This is a genomic window from Streptomyces sp. NPDC001380, assembly GCF_042895785.1.
GTDB lineage: Bacteria > Actinomycetota > Actinomycetes > Streptomycetales > Streptomycetaceae > Peterkaempfera.
Genome location: NZ_JBIAWP010000005.1, coordinates 70,118 through 87,264, shown reverse-complemented (window position 1 = coordinate 87,264; position 17,147 = coordinate 70,118). Strand labels below are relative to the sequence as shown.

Below are 17,147 nucleotides of genomic sequence, written 5' to 3'. Positions count from 1 at the left end.
GCCGGACCGGCGCGCCCCGCCGGGCGGTCCGGTCAGAAGCCGCCGCCCCCTCCGTCACCGCCGCCGAAGCCGCCCCCGAAGTCACCGCCGCCCCCGCCGTCGCCGAAGCCTCCCCCGAAGTCGCCGCCGTCGCCGCCGTCTCCCCCGCCGTCGCCGAGGCCGCCCGAGAAGCCGCCGTCACCGTACCCCCACGGGCCCAGGCTCCCGCCCAGCGCGGTGCCGACCAGCAGGCCCGGCAGCAGCATCGACCCGTAGCCGCCGAAGTAGCCCGCGCTCCACGGCGCGTACGCCGGGCCCGCCTCCCAGTACGGCACCCGGCCCCCGGCCGTGGGCACCGTGCGGGACACCGGCTCCAGGCCGTCCTCGATCCGGACGGCGTCCGCCGCGCACACCGGCACCGGGCGGACGGCGCCGCCGGGCGGCGCCCAGTCGGCGTCCCGCACGGAGGGGCCGTGCCGGGGGTCGAAGAAGCAGGGGGGACGGCGCTCGGGCAGCGGGCGGCCGGTGCGGCGGGCGTCGAGGCGGGCGAGCGCGAACCGGCCCTCCTCCAGCGCCTCGGTCACGGCCCTGACGTCCTCCGGGCGGGCGGCCGCGGCCTGCGCCTGCTTGGCCCGTTCGTACGCGTCCAGGGCGGTGCGGTAGTCGTCCAGCATCTCCGGGCCGGTGCCGGGTGCGGCCGGGTCGAAGTCGAGCCGGTCGAGGGTCTCGCCGTAGGAGGTGATGTCCTCGTCGACGGCGCCGCGGACCTGCTCCAGCGCGGCCCGCTCCTCCTCGCGGCGCCGTCGGCGCGAGGCCCTGCGGACCAGCAGCAGTCCGCCGCCCGCGACGGCGGCCGCGGCCAGCACGCCGACCAGCAGCCCGCCGCCCCCTCCGCCGCCTCCCCCGCCGCTGCGCGGGGCGCCGCCGCCCTGCAGGGACGCCTCGACGTCGGCGACGAAGCCGTCGAGGATGGCGGCGGGCTGCCCGCGGTGCTCCCGCACGTTGCGGGCGGCGAGCTGCTGCGCGGTGCGGCCGGGCAGCACCGAGGAGTCGGAGGCGGCGCCGAACCGGGAGCCGAGCGCGACCGCGTACACGCCGGGCCGGCCCACTGCGGTGCGCAGCCGGTCGAAGACGGCGTTCCCGCCGTACGCCGGGTCGTCGGGCAGTACGGCGACGAAGACGGGGACGCCGCTCTCCCGGATCCGCGCGGACAGGGCGGCCGCGTCCGCAGCGGAGAGCCTGCCCCGCACGGCGGGGTCGACGTAGACGGGGTCGCGCCGCAGCGCGGCCGCGATCTCACCGGTGCCGGTGGCGGCCCGTGCAGCACCGACCGGGCCGAGCAGCGCCGCCACGGCGGCGAGCAGCACGGCCAGGAGCGCCTGGACCGGGACCGGCCGACCGGTTCTCACAGTCCTCCCGTACCCGGTCCGGGGGGCGCGACTCCTCCCCGGGCGGACGGCGGGGTCCGCGCGGACGGCGCGGGGGCCGTCCGGCGGGCCGTCCGTGGGGCCGGGGGCGGCACCGCAGCTCACCGGGCCGGGGGGCGGACGGCGGCGGACGTCCGGGACGGGAGCCGGGACCGGGCCCCGGCCGGGAGCCGGACCGCGGTCGCCGGCCGGGACGGGAGCGCGGCGGCGTCCCACCGGGACGGGGGCCGGGCCGCCTCCCGCCGGCCCAGGGCGCGGCCGACAGGGGGCCCGGCGGCGTCCTCCTGGAGCAGGGCGGAGATCCGGGCGAGGTCGTCGGCGACCGCCAGCAGCCCCTGGATGTCCCGGACGGCCGCCCCGTTCACGCCGACGTAGAAGGTGTGCCGCCGCCCGCGGCCGGCGTCCAGGTAGCCCGCGACCGTCTCGGCCCCGACGGCCAGGCCCTGGTTGACCGCGTCGAAGCCGGCGACGGTCCCGGTCTTGGCGGAGACCCTGCCGCGGGCCGGGCAGGCGGTGCACGAGCCGGCGAGGGTGCCGTCCACGCCCAGCAGCGGCAGTGCCCGGCGGAACCGGTCGGCGTCGGGGGTCCCCAGCCAGTACCGCAGGATGCGGGTCTGGGCGGCGGGCGTGGCCCGGTCCACGGGGTTGCCGCCCCGGCCGTCCAGCAGCTGCACCTGCGCCGGGTCGACCCCGGCGGTGCGCAGGAACCGGGTGAGCACGGGGAAGCCGTCGATGCAGCCGTGCTTCCCGGCCGCGGCCGCCATGAGGCAGATGCCCAGATTGGCGCCGAGGTTGTGGCTGGTCTTCAGGATCAGCTTCGCGTACTCGGCGTAGACGGGCGAGACGTGGGCCGCGACGCGCGGCGCCCCCGCGTACGAGGCCGGCAGCCGGCGGACCGGGTTGGGACCGGTGGCGGGGGCGGCGACGGAGACCCCGGCGCGGCGCAGGGCCTCGACGAACGCGGTGCGGCCGAAGGCGGCCGGGTCCTTCACCGGGGAGACCCGCAGGACGGGCGCGCCGCCGGCGGGGACGGTGCCGGAGAGGGTGATGCGGGTGCCGTCGGGCGAGGCGGAGACGCTGACGTCGGCGGGCGTGCCGGCGGCGGCCGTCCGCACGGTGGAGGTGACCCGGTACGGCGCCACCTGCGGGCGCCAGCTGAGGACGGCGGGGCGGCCGGGGGCGCTGCCCGGCGTGGTGAGCAGGTCGATGACGTCGTCGTTGACGATGAGCGGCGCCGGGGCGGGGTCGAGCTCCGGGTACGCGGTGAAGAGCCGGTCGTCGACGACCACGTCGCCGGTCACGCGGGTGATGCCGGACCGCCGGACCTGGCGGGCGAGGTCGTCGATCCCGGCGAGCGGGTCCTCGGGGGTGAGCTCGGCGCCGGGGACGGAGCCGGCGTAGGTGTGGTCGACGGCGCGGTAGTCGACGGTGCCGTCCGGCCTGGTGCGGCCCCCCATCGTGAGGTCGCCCCGGCCGACGAGCACCAGGTCGCCGTGGAGGGCGGAGCCGGCGCGGGTGCCGACGGCGTGGACCGGGGTGGTGAAGCGGTGGTCGCCGCCGAGGGTGTGCCAGGTGCCGGAGACGGTGAAGAGCTTGGCGGCGGAGCCGGGGACGAAGAACTCGTCCGCCGCCACGGCGTGCAGGACGCGGCCGTCGGCCGGGTCCTCCTCCAGCAGTCCCCAGTGGGCGTGCCGGTAGGCGGGCTTCTCCGTGATCGCGGTGATCCGCGGGTCGAGGCCCGTCGGGAGGCCGCCCCCCGGACCGTCCGCGGGGGCGCCCGCGGTGACACCCGCCGGCCCGGAGGCCAGGGGCCCGGCGGCGACCGCCGGGAGGGCGGCGGCGGCCAGCACGGCGGTGACGGCTGCGGCCCTGGCCCGCCGTCCCGGCCGACGGGGGCCCCGGATGCGGAGAGTCCTCATCCCTCGACGTTAGGTAACCGCCGCAGGTGCGGCAATCCGGACACGGCCGCCGGACGGAGGCCGTGCGGCCGGACCGGCCGGGCCGGGATCGGACCGGGATCGGGCCGGGGCAGGCCCCGCGGTCACCGGGCGGCGCGGTGCGCCCAGGCGGTGTGGGAGGTCGCGACGGCGGCGGCCAGGACGGCGGCGAGGAGGAGGCCCGCGGCCGCACCGTGGTGCGGCAGGACCCAGGCCCCGGCGGCCGCGCCCGCCACGAGGGCGAGGATGCCGCCGGCCCGCCTCAGCGCCCGGGGGTTGGAGCCGCCCGCCAGGGAGGAGTCCGCGACCAGGCCGGTGAGGGTCCTGGTGACCACGGTGGTGGTCATGTCGGGCACGGCGAGCCGCCGGACGGTGGCGTTGCGGATGCCCATCGCCAGGGCGAGGACCGCGACGACGGCGTGCTCGGCGGTCCGGCCCGCCGCGGTCGCCGCGACGGCCGCCGCGACGGAGACGAGGACCGCCTCGGCGGCGAGCGCGGTGCCGACCCAGCGGTGCCGGGGCCCGTCCGCCATCCCCGCGGCCAGGCGGCCGCCGACGGCGGTGCCGAGGACGAAGCCGGTGAGCGCGGTCAGCGACCGGCCGACCGAGAAGCCGGGGGCACCCGCGGCGGAGAAGCCGAGGATGAGCAGGTTGCCGGTCATGTTGGCGGTGAAGACGTGGCCGAGGCCGAGGAAGCTGACGGCGTCCAGCACCCCGCTGACGAAGGTGAGCGCCAGCAGGGCGGCGACCTGCGGATCGGACCGGAACTCCGGCACGGCGGCACCGTCCCTTCGGTCGCGGGAGGCGGGTCGGGGCGGTCCGCGCCGGGTCCCGTCCGGGCTCCGGGCGGACCCGCCGGGAGCGCCGCCCGGGGCCGGGCCGGCCGCGGCCGGCCGGGCGGTGCGGCCGTTCCGTGCGGACGTGCCGGCGCGGCGGGGGTGCGCGGCCGGGCGGGGCGGTCGACGCGGGGCGGGCCGTCGCAGGGGTCCGCCCCGGGACGGCCCGGCTGCCCGTCCGCCCGGTGCCGCCGCACCGGGCGGACGGGGAGGGCGGACGGGCAGGGCGCGGGCTCAGCCCGCGACCATCTCCTCGGTCAGGTTGGCCTCGGTGCTGGGCAGGCCCAGCTCCTGGGCGCGCTTGTCGGCCATGGCCAGCAGGCGGCGGATGCGGCCGGCGACGGCGTCCTTGGTCAGCGGCGGGTCGGCGAGCGAGCCCAGCTCCTCCAGGGACGCCTGCTTGTGCTCCATGCGCAGGCGGCCCGCGGCCGCCAGGTGCTCGGGGACCTCCTCGCCGAGGATCTCCAGCGCCCGCTGGACCCGGGCCCCGGCCGCGACCGCCGCGCGGGCGGAACGGCGCAGGTTGGCGTCGTCGAAGTTGGCCAGCCGGTTGGCGGTGGCCCGGACCTCGCGGCGCATCCGCCGCTCCTCCCAGGCGAGGACCGCCTCGTGGGCGCCGAGACGGGTGAGCAGCGCGCCGATGGCGTCGCCGTCGCGCACCACGACCCGGTCCACGCCGCGGACCTCGCGGGCCTTGGCGGCGATGCCGAGCCTGCGGGCCGCGCCGACCAGGGCGAGCGCGGCCTCGGAGCCGGGGCAGGTGATCTCCAGGGAGGAGGACCGGCCGGGCTCGGTCAGCGAGCCGTGCGCCAGGAACGCGCCGCGCCAGGCCGCCTCCGCGTCGCAGGTGGCGCCGGAGACCACCGCGGGGGGCAGGCCCCGGATCGGCCGTCCCCGCCCGTCCACCAGCCCGACCTGCCGCGCCAGCAGGTCGCCGTCCTTGACCACGCGCACCACGAACCGGCTGCCGCGCCGCAGGCCGCCGGGGGCCATCACCACGAGCTCCGAGGAGTGGCCGAAGATCTCCAGGAGGTCCTTGCTCAGCCGCCTCGCCGCAAAGGTGGTGTCGAGCTCCGCCTCGATCACGATGCGTCCGCTCACAATGTGCAGACCACCCGCGAACCGCAGGACCGCCGACACCTCCGCCTTGCGGCAGCAGGTCCGGGTGACGGGGAGCCGGCTGATCTCGTCCTTCACCGCTGCCGTCATCGCCATGCGCCGATCCTTCCATGTGTCCGGAAAATCCGGTCGTACGCGGCGGCCAAGAGCTCGGGGTCGTGTCGCGGGGTGCCGTCCGCCGCCGCCACGCGGTCGAGCACCAGTTCGCCGCCCATCCGCCCGGCGGCCTTCTCCAGACCGGGCAGGTCGGCGTCGCCGAAGGCGCCGCCGGTCACCGCGCCCTCGTCCACCAGGATCGCGTCCACGGAGAGCTGCGGGGCGTGGTGGGCCAGCACCTCCAGGTGCCGCTGCGGGGTGAAACCCTCCGTCTCGCCCGGCTGCGGGGCGAGGTTGAGGGTGAGCAGCCGCCGCGCCTTGGTGGCGAGCAGCGCCTCGGCGAGCTCCGGCACCATCAGGTGGGGGAGCACGCTGGTGAACCACGACCCGGGGCCGAGGACCACCCAGTCGGCGTCCAGGACGGCGGCCACCGCCTCCGGGACGGCCGGCGGGTCCTCGGGGAGCAGCCGGATGGACTGCACCGTCCCCGGGGTCACCGCGACGTGGGCCTGCCCGCGGACGGTCCCGGTCTCGGTGGGGCGCGCCGGGTCGTGGCCGCGCACGGTGGCCTCGATGTCCAGGGGCACGGCGGACATCGGCAGGACCCGGCCGTGGGCGCCGAGCAGCCGCCCCACCCACTCCAGGGCGGCGACGTGGTCGCCGAGCTTCTCCCACAGCGCCACGATGAGCAGGTTCCCGACCGCGTGGCCGTGCAGTTCGCCGTCGCTGGTGAAGCGGTGCTGGATGACCTCGGACCAGGTGCGGCCCCACTCGTCGTCGCCGCAGAGCGCGGCGAGCGCCTTGCGCAGGTCGCCCGGGGGCAGCACGCCCAGCTCCTCGCGGAGCCGGCCGCTGGAGCCGCCGTCGTCGGCGACGGTGACCACGGCGGTCAGGTTCGCGGTGAGCCTGCGCAGCGCGGACAGCGACGCGGAGAGCCCCTGCCCGCCGCCGAGCGCGACGATCCTGGGAGCGGCGGCCCTGTGGGCACCTCCCTGCGCCCGGTCGGCAGCCCTGCGCTGGAGCTGCCGCCCCGGAGAGTGTCCCGTCACACGTGCCCCACGTTCCTCCGCCGACCGGGCGGCCCGCCGCCCCGGACCGGACCGGCCCGGGGCGGGAGGGTCGCTGCGGTCACTCCCGTCCCATGTCGCGGTGGACCAGGACCGTCTCCACGCCGTCCGCTATCAGCCGCTTGGCCAGGCGCTCCGACATGGCGACACTCCGGTGCTTCCCGCCGGTGCAGCCTACGGCAAGCGTCATGTACCGCTTGCCCTCCCGTCGGAAGCCCGCCGTGACGATGCGCAGCAGCTCGGAGTAGCCGTCCAGGAACTCCTTCGCGCCGGGCTGGTCGAAGACGTAGCGGGCGACCTCGTCGTCGGTGCCGGTGCGGGGGCGCAGCTCCGGGACCCAGTGGGGGTTGGGCAGGAAGCGGCAGTCCACCACCAGGTCGGCGTCGACCGGGAGGCCGTACTTGAAGCCGAAGGACATGACCGTGGCGCGCAGCTCCGGCTCGCCCTCGCCGGAGAACTGGGCGTCCAGCTTGGCCCGCAGCTCGTGGACGTTGAGGCTGGAGGTGTCGATCACCAGGTCGGCCTCGCCGCGGAGCTCCCGCAGCAGGTCGCGCTCACGCGCTATCCCGTCGACGATCCGGCCGTCGCCCTGCAGCGGGTGCGGGCGCCGGACGCTCTCGAAGCGGCGGACCAGCGCGTCGTCGGAGGCCTCCAGGAAGACCACCCGCAGGCGCACGCCGCGCCGCTCCAGCTCCTCCAGCGAGGTCAGCAGGTCGTCGAAGAAGCGGCGGCCGCGGACGTCCACCACCACGCCTATGCGCGCGACCGCCCCCTGGGAGCGGGCGCCGAGGTCGACCATGGTCGGTATCAGGGACGGCGGCAGGTTGTCGACGACGAACCAGCCCAGGTCCTCCAGGCACTTCGCCGCCGTGCTGCGGCCCGCCCCGGACATGCCGGAGATGATCACCAGCTCGGGGACGTTCTCCCCCGCACCGGACACAGTCACTGTTCTTCCCCGCTTTCGGTGGTTCTGCTGAGGAGAACGCGCCGGACGCCCCGGGGCTTCCCTCTCTCACCCGGGAGGGTGACGCGGGACCGCCCGGGGGCACCGTGGAGCGGACGGGCGGCGTCGGCCGTCATCGCGCCTCCTGGTCTTCGATGATCTCCCCCGTGGAGGTGTTCACGGCGGGAGCGGCGGGTGTACGGGACGCCAACGCGGCGGCAACGGCCTCCGCGGTGCGCCGGCCGACGCCCGGCACCGCGCAGATCTCCTCCACGGTGGCGGCGCGCAGCCTCTTCAGCGACCCGAAGTGCTTCAGGAGCGCCTGCCGCCGGGTCTCGCCGAGGCCCGGCACCTCGTCCAGGCCGCCCGTCGTGAGCCGCTTGGACCGCTTGGTGCGCTGGTAGGAGATGGCGAACCGGTGGGCCTCGTCGCGGACCCGCTGGAGCAGGTACAGGCCCTCGCTGGTGCGGGGCAGGACCACCGGGTCGTCCTCGTCCGGCAGCCAGACCTCCTCCAGCCGCTTGGCGAGGCCGCACAGGGCCACGTCGTCGATGCCGAGCTCGTCCAGGGCCCGCTTGGCGGCGGCGACCTGGGGCTGCCCGCCGTCGACCACGACGAGCTGGGGCGGATAGGCGAAGCGGCGGGGACGGCCGGTCTCCGGGTCGATCGGGCCGGACGCGGGGGCACCGCCGTCGGCCCCGGATCCCGGCGCCCCCGGCGCACCGTCGGCCCCCGGCGCACCGTCGGCCCCCGGCGCACCGTCGGCCCCCGGCGCACCCTCGGCCCCCGGGCCGCCGTGCCCGGGGGCGCCGGGATCCGGGGCCTCCCACTCGCCGGTCTCCTGCCGCTCCTGGAGGTAGCGGCGGAAGCGGCGGGTGAGCACCTCGTGCATGGAGCGGACGTCGTCCTGGCCGGCGAAGCCCTTGATGGCGAAGCGCCGGTACTCGCCCTTGCGGGCCAGGCCGTCCTCGAAGACCACCATGGAGGCGACCACGTCCTCGCCCTGCAGGTGGGAGATGTCGAAGCACTCGATGCGCAGCGGGGCGGAGTCCAGGCCGAGGGCGTCGGCGATCTCCTGGAGGGCCACGCTGCGGGTGGTGAGGTCCGAGGCGCGCCGGGTCTTGTGGAGGGCCAGGGTCTGCTGCGCGTTGCGCTGCACCGTGGCCATCAGGTCCTTCTTGTCGCCGCGCTGCGGCACCCGCAGGTCGACGCGGGCGCCGCGCAGGTCCGTGAGCCAGTCGGCCAGCGGCTCGACGGGCTCGGGCAGCGCGGGGACCAGCACCTCCTTCGGGACCGCCTCGTCGCCTCCGCCGTACAGCTGCTGGAGGGCGTGCTCCACCAGCCCCGGGGTGTCGACGTCCTCGACCCGGTCGGTGACCCAGCCGCGCTGGCCGCGGATGCGGCCGCCGCGGACGTGGAAGATCTGGACGGCGGCCTCCAGCTCGTCCTCGGCGAGGGCCAGGACGTCGGCGTCGGTGCCGTCGGCGAGGACGACGGCCTGCTTCTCCATCGCCCTCCGCAGGGCGCCGATGTCGTCGCGCAGCCGGGCGGCGCGCTCGTACTCCATCGCCGCGGCGGCCTCCTTCATCTGCTCCTCCAGCCGGCGCACGTAGGCGCCGGTGCGGCCGGCCATGAAGTCGCAGAAGTCCTCGGCGAGCGCCCGGTGCTCCTCGGGGGTGACCCGGCCGACGCAGGGCGCGGAGCACTTGCCGATGTAGCCGAGCAGGCAGGGGCGGCCGACCTGCCCGGCGCGCTTGAAGACGCCGGCGGAGCAGGTGCGCACGGGGAAGACCCGCAGCAGGAGGTCGACGGTCTCGCGGATGGCCCAGGCGTGGCCGTACGGGCCGAAGTAGCGCACGCCCCTGCGGTGCGGCCCGCGCATCACCTGGACGCGGGGGAAATCCTCGTTCAGCGTGACCGCGAGCGACGGATAGCTCTTGTCGTCGCGGTACTTGACGTTGAACCGGGGGTCGAACTCCTTGATCCAGGTGTACTCCAGCTGGAGGGCCTCCACCTCGGTGCCGACCACGGTCCACTCGACGGCGGCGGCCGTGGTGACCATGGTGGCGGTGCGGGGGTGGAGGTTCGCCAGGTCCTGGAAGTACGAGGAGAGCCGGGAGCGCAGGCTCTTGGCCTTCCCGACGTAGATCACCCGCCCGTGGGCGTCGCGGAACTTGTAGACACCCGGGGAGTCCGGGATCTGCCCGGGCGCGGGGCGGTACGTCGACGGGTCGGCCATGCCCCCACCGTACCGACTGGGGAGGACATCCCGGGCGGCGCCGACGGGCCCGGCGCACGGACCGGGCGGACGCGCCCGGCGGACGGGCCGGGCGCGGGACGGCGGTGCGGCGGCGGTCGGGACGGCGGGGCGTCAGCCGCCCGCGACCAAGCGGCCGCCCCGGACCGCGACGGGGACCGTGGGCAGGGGCCGGGGGGCCGGGCCGTCGGCCACCGAGCCGTCGGCGATGCGGAACCGGCTGCCGTGGCAGGGGCACTGGATGAGGCCGTCGGCGACCTTGTCCACGATGCAGCCGGCGTGCGTGCAGCGGGCGCTGAACGCCTTGAACTCGCCCTTGGCGGGCTGGGTCACGACGATCCGGTCGTCGCGGTGGACGACGCCGCCGCCGACCGGGACCGCCGCCGCTTCGCCGAGGTCGACCGGACCGGCGGACGCGGGCGCCGAGGAGTCCCCGGAGGAGGAGCAGGCGGCGAGGCCGAGCGCTCCGGCGCCGGCCGCGGCGGCGCCGCGCAGGACGGCGCGCCGCGAGGGGGCGCCGCCAGGGGCTGCGGGCTGCGGGGAGGCCGCGGGCCGGGCCGGCGCCGCGGGCCGGGCGTCCGCCGGGACGGCGGCACAGCCCGTGCAGGCGGGACGGCCGGCGCCGACCGGGGTGGCGGTACCGGCGGGGGTGGCGGTACCGACCGGGGTGGCGGTATTGACCGGGGTGGCGGTACCGGCGGGGGTGGCGGTATTGACCGGGGTGGCGGTACCGGCGGGGGTGGCGGTGGGGGCGTCGGAACGTCCGCTGTCGGCGTGGTGCATGGTCGCTGCTCCGTGGGTCCCGGCTCCTGGTCGTCGCACTCTACCGCCGGAAGGCCGCGACGGCTCCGGAGCCCTGCGGGGCGGCGGGTACCGCGGCGGAGGAGGCGGGCTCCGCGCGCGGGACGGGGCGGAGCAGGTCGACCGCGAACGGCGCGCCGAGCACCGCCGGGACCCAGAGGAGGGCCCAGAGCCGGTCCTGCTGGGCGGCGACGGGGTGGGCGGCGGCCGTGGCCGCGCCGACCGCGGCGGCGGCCGCGGCCAGCAGGCCGAGGGTGCGGCAGCGGCGGGCCAGGGCCCAGCCGGCGAGGCAGAGCAGCGCCGGGAGCAGGGGCTGGGCGGCCTGGTCGCGCAGCCACTGCTCCCCGTAGTGGGCGTCCAGGCGGAGCAGCCGCTGCCAGACGTCGGCGACCGGGGGGCGGTGGAAGCTGCGGGTGAAGGTGTCCTGGAGGGTCTCGGCCGCGTCCGGGAGGCGCAGCGCGGTCGTGCCGACCGCGATCAGCGCCGCCGCGGAGCCGGCGAGCGCCGCCAGCAGGACGGCGCCGGAACGGGTCCCGGCGGCGGTGTCGGCAGCGGTGTCCGTGCCGGTGCGGGCGCCGGTACGGGTGCCGGCGTCGGGCCTGGGGCGGGCGGCCCGGCCGAGCAGGCGGCAGACGGCCGCGGCGGCGAGGGCGCAGGCCAGCATGAGGGCGGTGGAGTACTTGACCGCGGTGGTGGCGGCAAGGGCGCCGAGCAGGAGCGCCGCGCCCGCGCGGGTGCGGCCGTGCAGCAGCCACCAGCCGCCGAGCAGCGCGGCGAGCACCCCGGCGGTGACCGCCCCCTCGGCGAGCGGCTGGGTGGACCACCAGCCGAGGCGGCAGCAGAGGAAGAGCAGCTGCCCGGCGGTGGCCGCGGTCGGCGAGGCGCCCGCCTGGCGCAGCAGGGCGACGACGAGCAGGGAGGAGCCCGCCGTGAGCAGCAGGCCGGTCAGCCACATGCCGCGGGCGACGCCGAGGAGGGCCACGGCCGGGGAGATCAGCAGCGGGTAGCCGGGCCGGGTGGTGAAGATCCGCTCGTACCGGGGGTCGGTCGGGGAGAGGCCGGCGGCGTTGGCCCGGAGGCAGGAGCGCAGGTCGGCCCGGCGGGCGGCGTCCGCCGGGCCGGAGGCCGCCGGGTCCAGCCGGCGGATCCGCGCGAGGCGGGCGGCGTCGCTCGCGCAGTACGCGGCGACGGCGCGGCGGCGGGCCTCGGCGGACGGCGCGCCCAGGAACTCCAGGCTCTGCCGGGCGTAGCGGTAGGAGTCGTTGGAGAGGGTCCAGACGGGGTGGGCGACCGTCTGGAAGGCGGCGAACACCAGGACCACCAGCAGCGGCAGCGCGGCCGCGGCCCGGCGGGGCCGGGCTGCGGCGGGCCGGGGATGCGCGTGCGGCTGCGACGGCCCGCACTGCTCCTCCGGGCCGTCCTGGACCGGCGTGTCCCGGACCGGCGGGCCGGAGTCCCCCGATGACGCGTCCCGGGCCGCGGGCCCGTCCTGACCCGACGGGCCGTCCGGGCCCGGCATGTCGCCGTGACCCGACAGGGCGTCCTGACCCGAGGGTGCGTCCTGACCCGAGGGTGCGTCCTGACCCGAGGGTGCGTCCTGACCCGACGGGGCGGCGGCGCGGTCCAGCGGATCGGGGGCCTCTGCGGCGGCACTCGGTGCGGACATACCGCCCATGGTGGGCGCCGCGCCCCCGCTGCCCGCCGACCGGCGCTCCGCCCGGGGGCGGAACCACACGGTCGGCGGGGGCGCGTACCGCTACACGGCGCTCTTGCGCCGCGCCCGCTTCGCGACCGGCGGGGCGTCGCTGACCCGGTCGCCGAGGATGTCCCGGAGGAACTTGCCGGTGTGGCTCTCGCCCACGGCCGCGACCTCCTCCGGGGTGCCCTCCGCGACGACCCCGCCGCCGCCGTGGCCGCCTTCCGGTCCCATGTCCACGACCCAGTCGGCGGTCTTGATCACGTCGAGGTTGTGCTCGATGACGATGACCGTGTTGCCCTTCTCCACCAGGCCGGAGAGGACCTTGATCAGCTTGCTGATGTCCTCGAAGTGGAGGCCGGTGGTGGGCTCGTCCAGGACGTAGACGGTGCGCCCGGTGGAGCGCTTCTGCAGCTCGGAGGAGAGCTTGACGCGCTGCGCCTCGCCGCCGGAGAGGGTGGGCGCGGACTGCCCGAGGCGGACGTAGCCGAGGCCGACCTCGTTGAGGGTGCGCAGGTGGCGGGCGATGGCGGGCACCGCCTCGAAGAAGTGCAGCGCCTCCTCGATCGGCATGTCCAGCACCTCGGCGATGGACTTGCCCTTGTAGTGGACGTCCAGCGTCTCCCGGTTGTAGCGGGCGCCGTGGCAGACCTCGCAGGGGACGTAGACGTCCGGCAGGAAGTTCATCTCGATCTTGATGGTGCCGTCGCCGGAGCAGTTCTCGCAGCGGCCGCCCTTGACGTTGAACGAGAACCGGCCGGGCAGGTAGCCGCGGACCTTGGCCTCGGTGGTCTCGGCGAAGAGGCGGCGGATGTGGTCGAAGACGCCGGTGTAGGTCGCGGGGTTGGAGCGCGGGGTGCGCCCGATCGGCGACTGGTCGACGTGGACGACCTTGTCCACCAGGTCGGTGCCGGTGACCCGGGTGTGCCGGCCGGGCACGCTGCGGGCGCCGTTGAGCTCCCGCGCGAGGTGGGTGTAGAGGATGTCGTTGACCAGGGTGGACTTGCCGGATCCGGAGACGCCGGTGACGGCGGTCAGGGTGCCGAGCGGGAAGCCGACGGTGACGTCCTTGAGGTTGTGCTCGCGGGCGCCGTGGACGACGATCTGCCGCTTGCGGTCGCGCGGTCGCCGCTTCTCCGGCGTGGGGATGGCGCGCTTGCCGGACAGGTACTGCCCGGTCATCGACTCGTCGTTGGCCAGCAGCTCGGCCAGCGGCCCGGAGTGGACCACCCTGCCGCCGTGCTCGCCCGCGCCGGGGCCGATGTCCACGACCCAGTCGGAGGTGCGGATGGTGTCCTCGTCGTGCTCCACCACGATCAGGGTGTTGCCGAGGTCCCGCAGCCGCACCAGGGTCTCGATGAGCCGGTGGTTGTCGCGCTGGTGGAGGCCGATGGACGGCTCGTCCAGCACGTAGAGCACGCCGACCAGGCCGGAGCCGATCTGGGTGGCCAGGCGGATGCGCTGCGCCTCACCGCCGGAGAGGGTGCCGGCGGCGCGGTTGAGGGAGAGGTAGTCCAGGCCGACGTCGACCAGGAACCGCAGCCGCTCGTTGACCTCCTTCAGCACCCGCTCGGCGATGGTCTTCTCACGGTCGGTCAGGGTCAGGCCCTGCAGGAAGTCGGCGCAGTCGCTGATGGACATCGCCGCGACGTCCGCGATGGACCGGTCCTGGACGGTGACGGCCAGCACCACCGGCTTGAGCCGCGTGCCCTGGCAGCCGGGGCACGGCACCTCGCGCATGTAGCCCTCGAAGCGCTCGCGGCTGGAGTCGCTCTCCGCCTCCGAGTGGCGCCGCTGCACGAACGGCACCGCGCCCTCGAAGGAGGTGGTGTAGGAGCGCTCACGCCCGTAGCGGTTGCGGTAGCGCACCTCGATCTGGGTCTTGTGGCCGTACAGCAGGGCCTTGCGGGCGCGGGCCGGCAGGCCGGCGAAGGGGATGTCGGTGCGGAAGCCCAGCTCCTTGGAGAGGGCGCCGACCAGCCGCTGGAAGTACTCCTTGGTGTGGCCGAGCGACCAGGGGTGGATGGCGCCCTCGTCGAGCGACTTCTCCTCGTCGGGGACGACCAGCTCGGGGTCGACCTCCATGCGGGTGCCGATGCCGGTGCACTCCGGGCAGGCGCCGAACGGCGAGTTGAAGGAGAACGACCGCGGCTCCAGCTCCTCGAAGGAGACGTCGTCGTACGGGCAGTAGAGGTGCTCGGAGAACATCCGCTCGCGCTGCGGGTCGTCCTCGGGCAGGTCGACGAAGTCGAGCACCACCATGCCGCCGGAGAGGCCGAGCGCGGTCTCCACGGAGTCGGTGAGCCGGCGCTTGGCGGACTCCTTGACCGTGAGGCGGTCGACGACCACCTCGATGGTGTGCTTCTCCTGCTTCTTCAGCGTCGGCGGCTCGGTGAGCTGCACCGTGGCGCCGTCCACCCGGGCGCGGGCGTAGCCCTTGGCCTGGAGGTCGGCGAAGAGGTCGACGTACTCCCCCTTGCGGCCACGCACCAGCGGGCTGAGCACCTGGAAGCGGGTGCCCTCCGCCAGTTCCAGCACCCGGTCGACGATCGCCTGCGGGGTCTGCCGGGCGATCGGCCGGCCGCAGTGCGGGCAGTGCGGCCGGCCGATGCGGGCGAAGAGGAGCCGCAGGTAGTCGTAGACCTCGGTGATGGTGCCGACCGTGGAGCGGGGGTTGCGGGAGGTCGACTTCTGGTCGATGGAGACGGCCGGGGAGAGCCCCTCGATGAAGTCGACGTCGGGCTTGTCCATCTGCCCGAGGAACTGCCGGGCGTACGAGGAGAGCGACTCCACGTAGCGGCGCTGGCCCTCGGCGAAGATGGTGTCGAAGGCCAGCGACGACTTGCCGGAGCCCGAGAGCCCGGTGAAGACGACGAGCGAGTCGCGGGGCAGGTCGAGCGAGACGTTCTTCAGGTTGTGCTCGCGAGCACCGCGGACGATGAGGCGGTCTGCCACGCTGTGCGCCTTTCTCCGGGGAGGGGGCAGGGGCTGGTCGGTGCCGCGGCCCCCGTGGCGGGGGGCCGGGCGGAGCGCGACGGGGCTGGTCGGCCCCGCCCGGCGTTCTCGGCCCGTGGGTGAGCGGACGCGGCGCTGCGGGGCCGCGTCGTCAGGCCCACAGGGATCGTAACCACGCGGGTCGGGCGTTTCTTCCAGGTTCGGAAAGACAGCCTATAGCTCACGCGTTCGAATATCGAGCCTGTCCAGCCGGGACCACCCGAACGGGTGACGCGGCTCCCGCCCCGGCGCGCCGCACCGGCCGGGGAAACCCCCGCTGGGAACGGGGATCGCGGGTAGCGTCCGCAGTGCGCCTCCCCAGGACCAACGACCGGGACGCGCAAGGGAAACGCCGTCGACCCGCAGGAGGTCCCATGTCCGCAGCGACCGAGCCCGCCACCCCGGCCCCCGGCGCGCCCGCCGCCGTCCGCGACGACCTGGCCGAGGCCGCCGAGGCCGCCGAGCGCGTCCTGCGCACCGCGGCGGAGCTGGACCCCGACGGCCTGGCCGGGCCCTCGCTGCTCCCCGGCTGGACCCGCGGCCACGTGCTGGCCCACCTCGCCCGGAACGCCGACTCGCTCGTCAACCTGCTCACCGGCGCCCGCGAGGGGCGGGACATCCCGGCGTACGCCGACGGCGACGCCCGCGAGCGGGGCATCCGGGAGGGGGCGGGGCGCCCGCTCGACGAGCAGCTCGCCGACCTCGCGGCCGCGCAGGAGCGCTTCGCGGAGGCGGCCGCGTCCCTGCCGGACGAGGCGTGGTCCTCCCGGGTCCGCCACCGCAGCGGGTACCTGTTCCCGGCCTCGGAGATCCCCGCCAAGCGGCTCCAGGAGCTGGAGTACCACCACGTGGACCTCGGCGCCGGCTACACGCCCGCGCACTGGACGGCGGACTTCGCCGCCCGCGAGCTGGAGCGGCTGGCCGCGCGGTACCGCGGCGAGGAGGGCGTGCCGGCGGTCCGGCTGCTCACGGAGGGCGGGGAGAACGGCCTGCGCATCGGCGCGGCAGGCGGGGAGCCGGAGCTGACCGTGGAGGGGCCGGTCCGCGGGCTGGTGGCCTGGCTCTCCGGCCGCTCGGACGGCGACGGCCTCCAGGTCCACCGCGGCGACGACCCGCTGGCCGACCCGCGGACCGCGCTGCCGGAGCTGCCGCCCATGGCGTGACGGCCCGCCGGGAACGGCGGGGGCGGGATGAGGCCCGGGGCCGGGTGCGCGATCATGGCCGGGAGGCCGGTGCGGACGGCGAGGACGAGGAAGAGGAGGACGGCATGCCGTACCACGGAGCGGTGAGGGTCGGCGGGCCGGCGGAGGTGCGCGAGCTGGCCCACCTGATGATCACCAAGGTGGCGGTGGGACCGATGGACAACAACGCCTACCTGCTGCGCTGCCGGGCCACCGACGAGCAGCTGCTGGTCGACGCCGGGGCGGACGCGCCGACCCTGCTGGAGACGGTCGGCGACCGGCTCGCCACCGTGGTCACCACCCACCGCCACCGCGACCACTGGTCCGCGCTGGCCGACGTGGTCGCGGCCACCGGGGCCCGCACTGCCGCGGGGCGCCACGACGCGGAGGGCATCGCCGTCCCCACCGACCTGCTCCTGGACGAGGGCGGCACGGTCCGGGTCGGGCAGGTGGAGCTGACCGTCCACCACCTGGTCGGCCACACGCCCGGAGCCGTCGTGCTGGTCTACGACGACCCGCAGGGCCACCCGCACCTGTTCACCGGGGACTGCCTCTTCCCCGGCGGGCCGGGGAGGACGACGCGGCCCGAGGACTTCACCTCGCTGATGGACGGGCTGGAGGCCAAGGTCTTCACCCTGCCCGACGAGACCTGGGTCTACCCCGGCCACGGCGACGACACCACCCTCGGCGCGGAGCGGCCGCACCTGGCGGAGTGGCGCGCCCGGGGCTGGTGACACGGGGCCGGTGACAGCGCGGGCGGCGGACCCCGCAGGGGCCCGCCGCCCGCACCGCAGGGCCGGCCGCAGCGTGGGTG

12 protein-coding genes are annotated in these 17,147 nt (G+C 76.5%); 2 read left to right on the top strand and 10 right to left on the bottom strand.

Going from position 1 to position 17,147, the window contains the following annotated elements; all coding sequences use genetic code 11:
• Positions 1–32: 32 nt before the first annotated feature.
• The 10 genes from ACFY07_RS08520 to uvrA all read right to left on the bottom strand — a co-directional run bounded on the left by ACFY07_RS08520 (position 33) and on the right by uvrA (position 15,113).
• The gene (locus tag ACFY07_RS08520; protein ID WP_390867971.1) at positions 33–1,388 is read right to left on the bottom strand and encodes a hypothetical protein; all 1,356 of its coding nucleotides are present in this window, start codon (positions 1,386–1,388) and stop codon (positions 33–35) included.
• A 119-nt stretch (positions 1,389–1,507) separates the two neighbouring features.
• The gene (gene dacB, locus ACFY07_RS08515; RefSeq protein WP_390867970.1) at positions 1,508–3,325 is read right to left on the bottom strand and encodes a D-alanyl-D-alanine carboxypeptidase/D-alanyl-D-alanine-endopeptidase; all 1,818 of its coding nucleotides are present in this window, start codon (positions 3,323–3,325) and stop codon (positions 1,508–1,510) included.
• A 122-nt stretch (positions 3,326–3,447) separates the two neighbouring features.
• Positions 3,448–4,119 carry a YoaK family protein gene (locus ACFY07_RS08510; RefSeq protein WP_390867969.1) on the bottom strand — a complete coding sequence of 224 codons (672 nt, stop codon included), beginning with the start codon at positions 4,117–4,119 and terminating at the stop codon, positions 3,448–3,450.
• 294 nt (positions 4,120–4,413) lie between these two features.
• Positions 4,414–5,394 carry a DNA-binding protein WhiA gene (gene whiA, locus ACFY07_RS08505; RefSeq protein ID WP_230651145.1) on the bottom strand — a complete coding sequence of 327 codons (981 nt, stop codon included), beginning with the start codon at positions 5,392–5,394 and terminating at the stop codon, positions 4,414–4,416.
• Positions 5,385–6,443: a uridine diphosphate-N-acetylglucosamine-binding protein YvcK gene (yvcK, locus tag ACFY07_RS08500; RefSeq protein ID WP_390867968.1), complete on the bottom strand. Its 1,059-nt coding sequence runs from the start codon at positions 6,441–6,443 to the stop codon at positions 5,385–5,387. The genes whiA and yvcK overlap by 10 nt, the downstream gene beginning before the upstream one ends.
• A gap of 79 nt (positions 6,444–6,522) precedes the next feature.
• A complete protein-coding gene (gene rapZ, locus ACFY07_RS08495; RefSeq protein WP_308188893.1) occupies positions 6,523–7,407 on the bottom strand; it encodes an RNase adapter RapZ in 885 nt (294 codons plus the stop codon).
• A 130-nt stretch (positions 7,408–7,537) separates the two neighbouring features.
• Positions 7,538–9,643: an excinuclease ABC subunit UvrC gene (gene uvrC / locus ACFY07_RS08490; protein ID WP_390867967.1), complete on the bottom strand. Its 2,106-nt coding sequence runs from the start codon at positions 9,641–9,643 to the stop codon at positions 7,538–7,540.
• Between the two features lie 132 nt (positions 9,644–9,775).
• The gene (locus ACFY07_RS08485) at positions 9,776–10,444 is read right to left on the bottom strand and encodes a Rieske 2Fe-2S domain-containing protein (protein ID WP_390867966.1); all 669 of its coding nucleotides are present in this window, start codon (positions 10,442–10,444) and stop codon (positions 9,776–9,778) included.
• Between the two features lie 40 nt (positions 10,445–10,484).
• Positions 10,485–12,128 (bottom strand): hypothetical protein, encoded by a 1,644-nt coding sequence (locus ACFY07_RS08480; RefSeq protein WP_390867965.1) that lies wholly within the window; start codon positions 12,126–12,128, stop codon positions 10,485–10,487.
• A gap of 90 nt (positions 12,129–12,218) precedes the next feature.
• Complete coding sequence (gene uvrA, locus ACFY07_RS08475; protein WP_230651136.1) at positions 12,219–15,113, bottom strand: excinuclease ABC subunit UvrA; 2,895 nt, start codon at positions 15,111–15,113, stop codon at positions 12,219–12,221.
• Between the two features lie 413 nt (positions 15,114–15,526).
• Between uvrA and ACFY07_RS08470 the strand changes: the two genes are divergently transcribed.
• Together ACFY07_RS08470 and ACFY07_RS08465 are read left to right on the top strand one after the other, a co-directional pair.
• The gene (locus tag ACFY07_RS08470; RefSeq protein ID WP_390867964.1) at positions 15,527–16,315 is read left to right on the top strand and encodes a maleylpyruvate isomerase family mycothiol-dependent enzyme; all 789 of its coding nucleotides are present in this window, start codon (positions 15,527–15,529) and stop codon (positions 16,313–16,315) included.
• A 104-nt stretch (positions 16,316–16,419) separates the two neighbouring features.
• Positions 16,420–17,067, top strand: coding sequence for an MBL fold metallo-hydrolase (locus ACFY07_RS08465; RefSeq protein WP_390868112.1), 648 nt, complete (start codon positions 16,420–16,422; stop codon positions 17,065–17,067).
• Positions 17,068–17,147: the final 80 nt, after the last annotated feature.

What these genes read in the sequence shown, in the direction of transcription:
- dacB (WP_390867970.1), bottom strand. Translation starts at nt 3,325, where the DNA reads ATGAGGACTCTCCGCATCCGGGGCCCCCGTCGGCCGGGACGGCGGGCC.
- whiA (WP_230651145.1), bottom strand. Translation starts at nt 5,394, where the DNA reads ATGGCGATGACGGCAGCGGTGAAGGACGAGATCAGCCGGCTCCCCGTC.
- uvrC (WP_390867967.1), bottom strand. Translation starts at nt 9,643, where the DNA reads ATGGCCGACCCGTCGACGTACCGCCCCGCGCCCGGGCAGATCCCGGAC.
- ACFY07_RS08485 (WP_390867966.1), bottom strand. Translation starts at nt 10,444, where the DNA reads ATGCACCACGCCGACAGCGGACGTTCCGACGCCCCCACCGCCACCCCC.
- ACFY07_RS08480 (WP_390867965.1), bottom strand. Translation starts at nt 12,128, where the DNA reads ATGTCCGCACCGAGTGCCGCCGCAGAGGCCCCCGATCCGCTGGACCGC.
- ACFY07_RS08470 (WP_390867964.1), top strand. Translation starts at nt 15,527, where the DNA reads ATGTCCGCAGCGACCGAGCCCGCCACCCCGGCCCCCGGCGCGCCCGCC.
- ACFY07_RS08465 (WP_390868112.1), top strand. Translation starts at nt 16,420, where the DNA reads ATGCCGTACCACGGAGCGGTGAGGGTCGGCGGGCCGGCGGAGGTGCGC.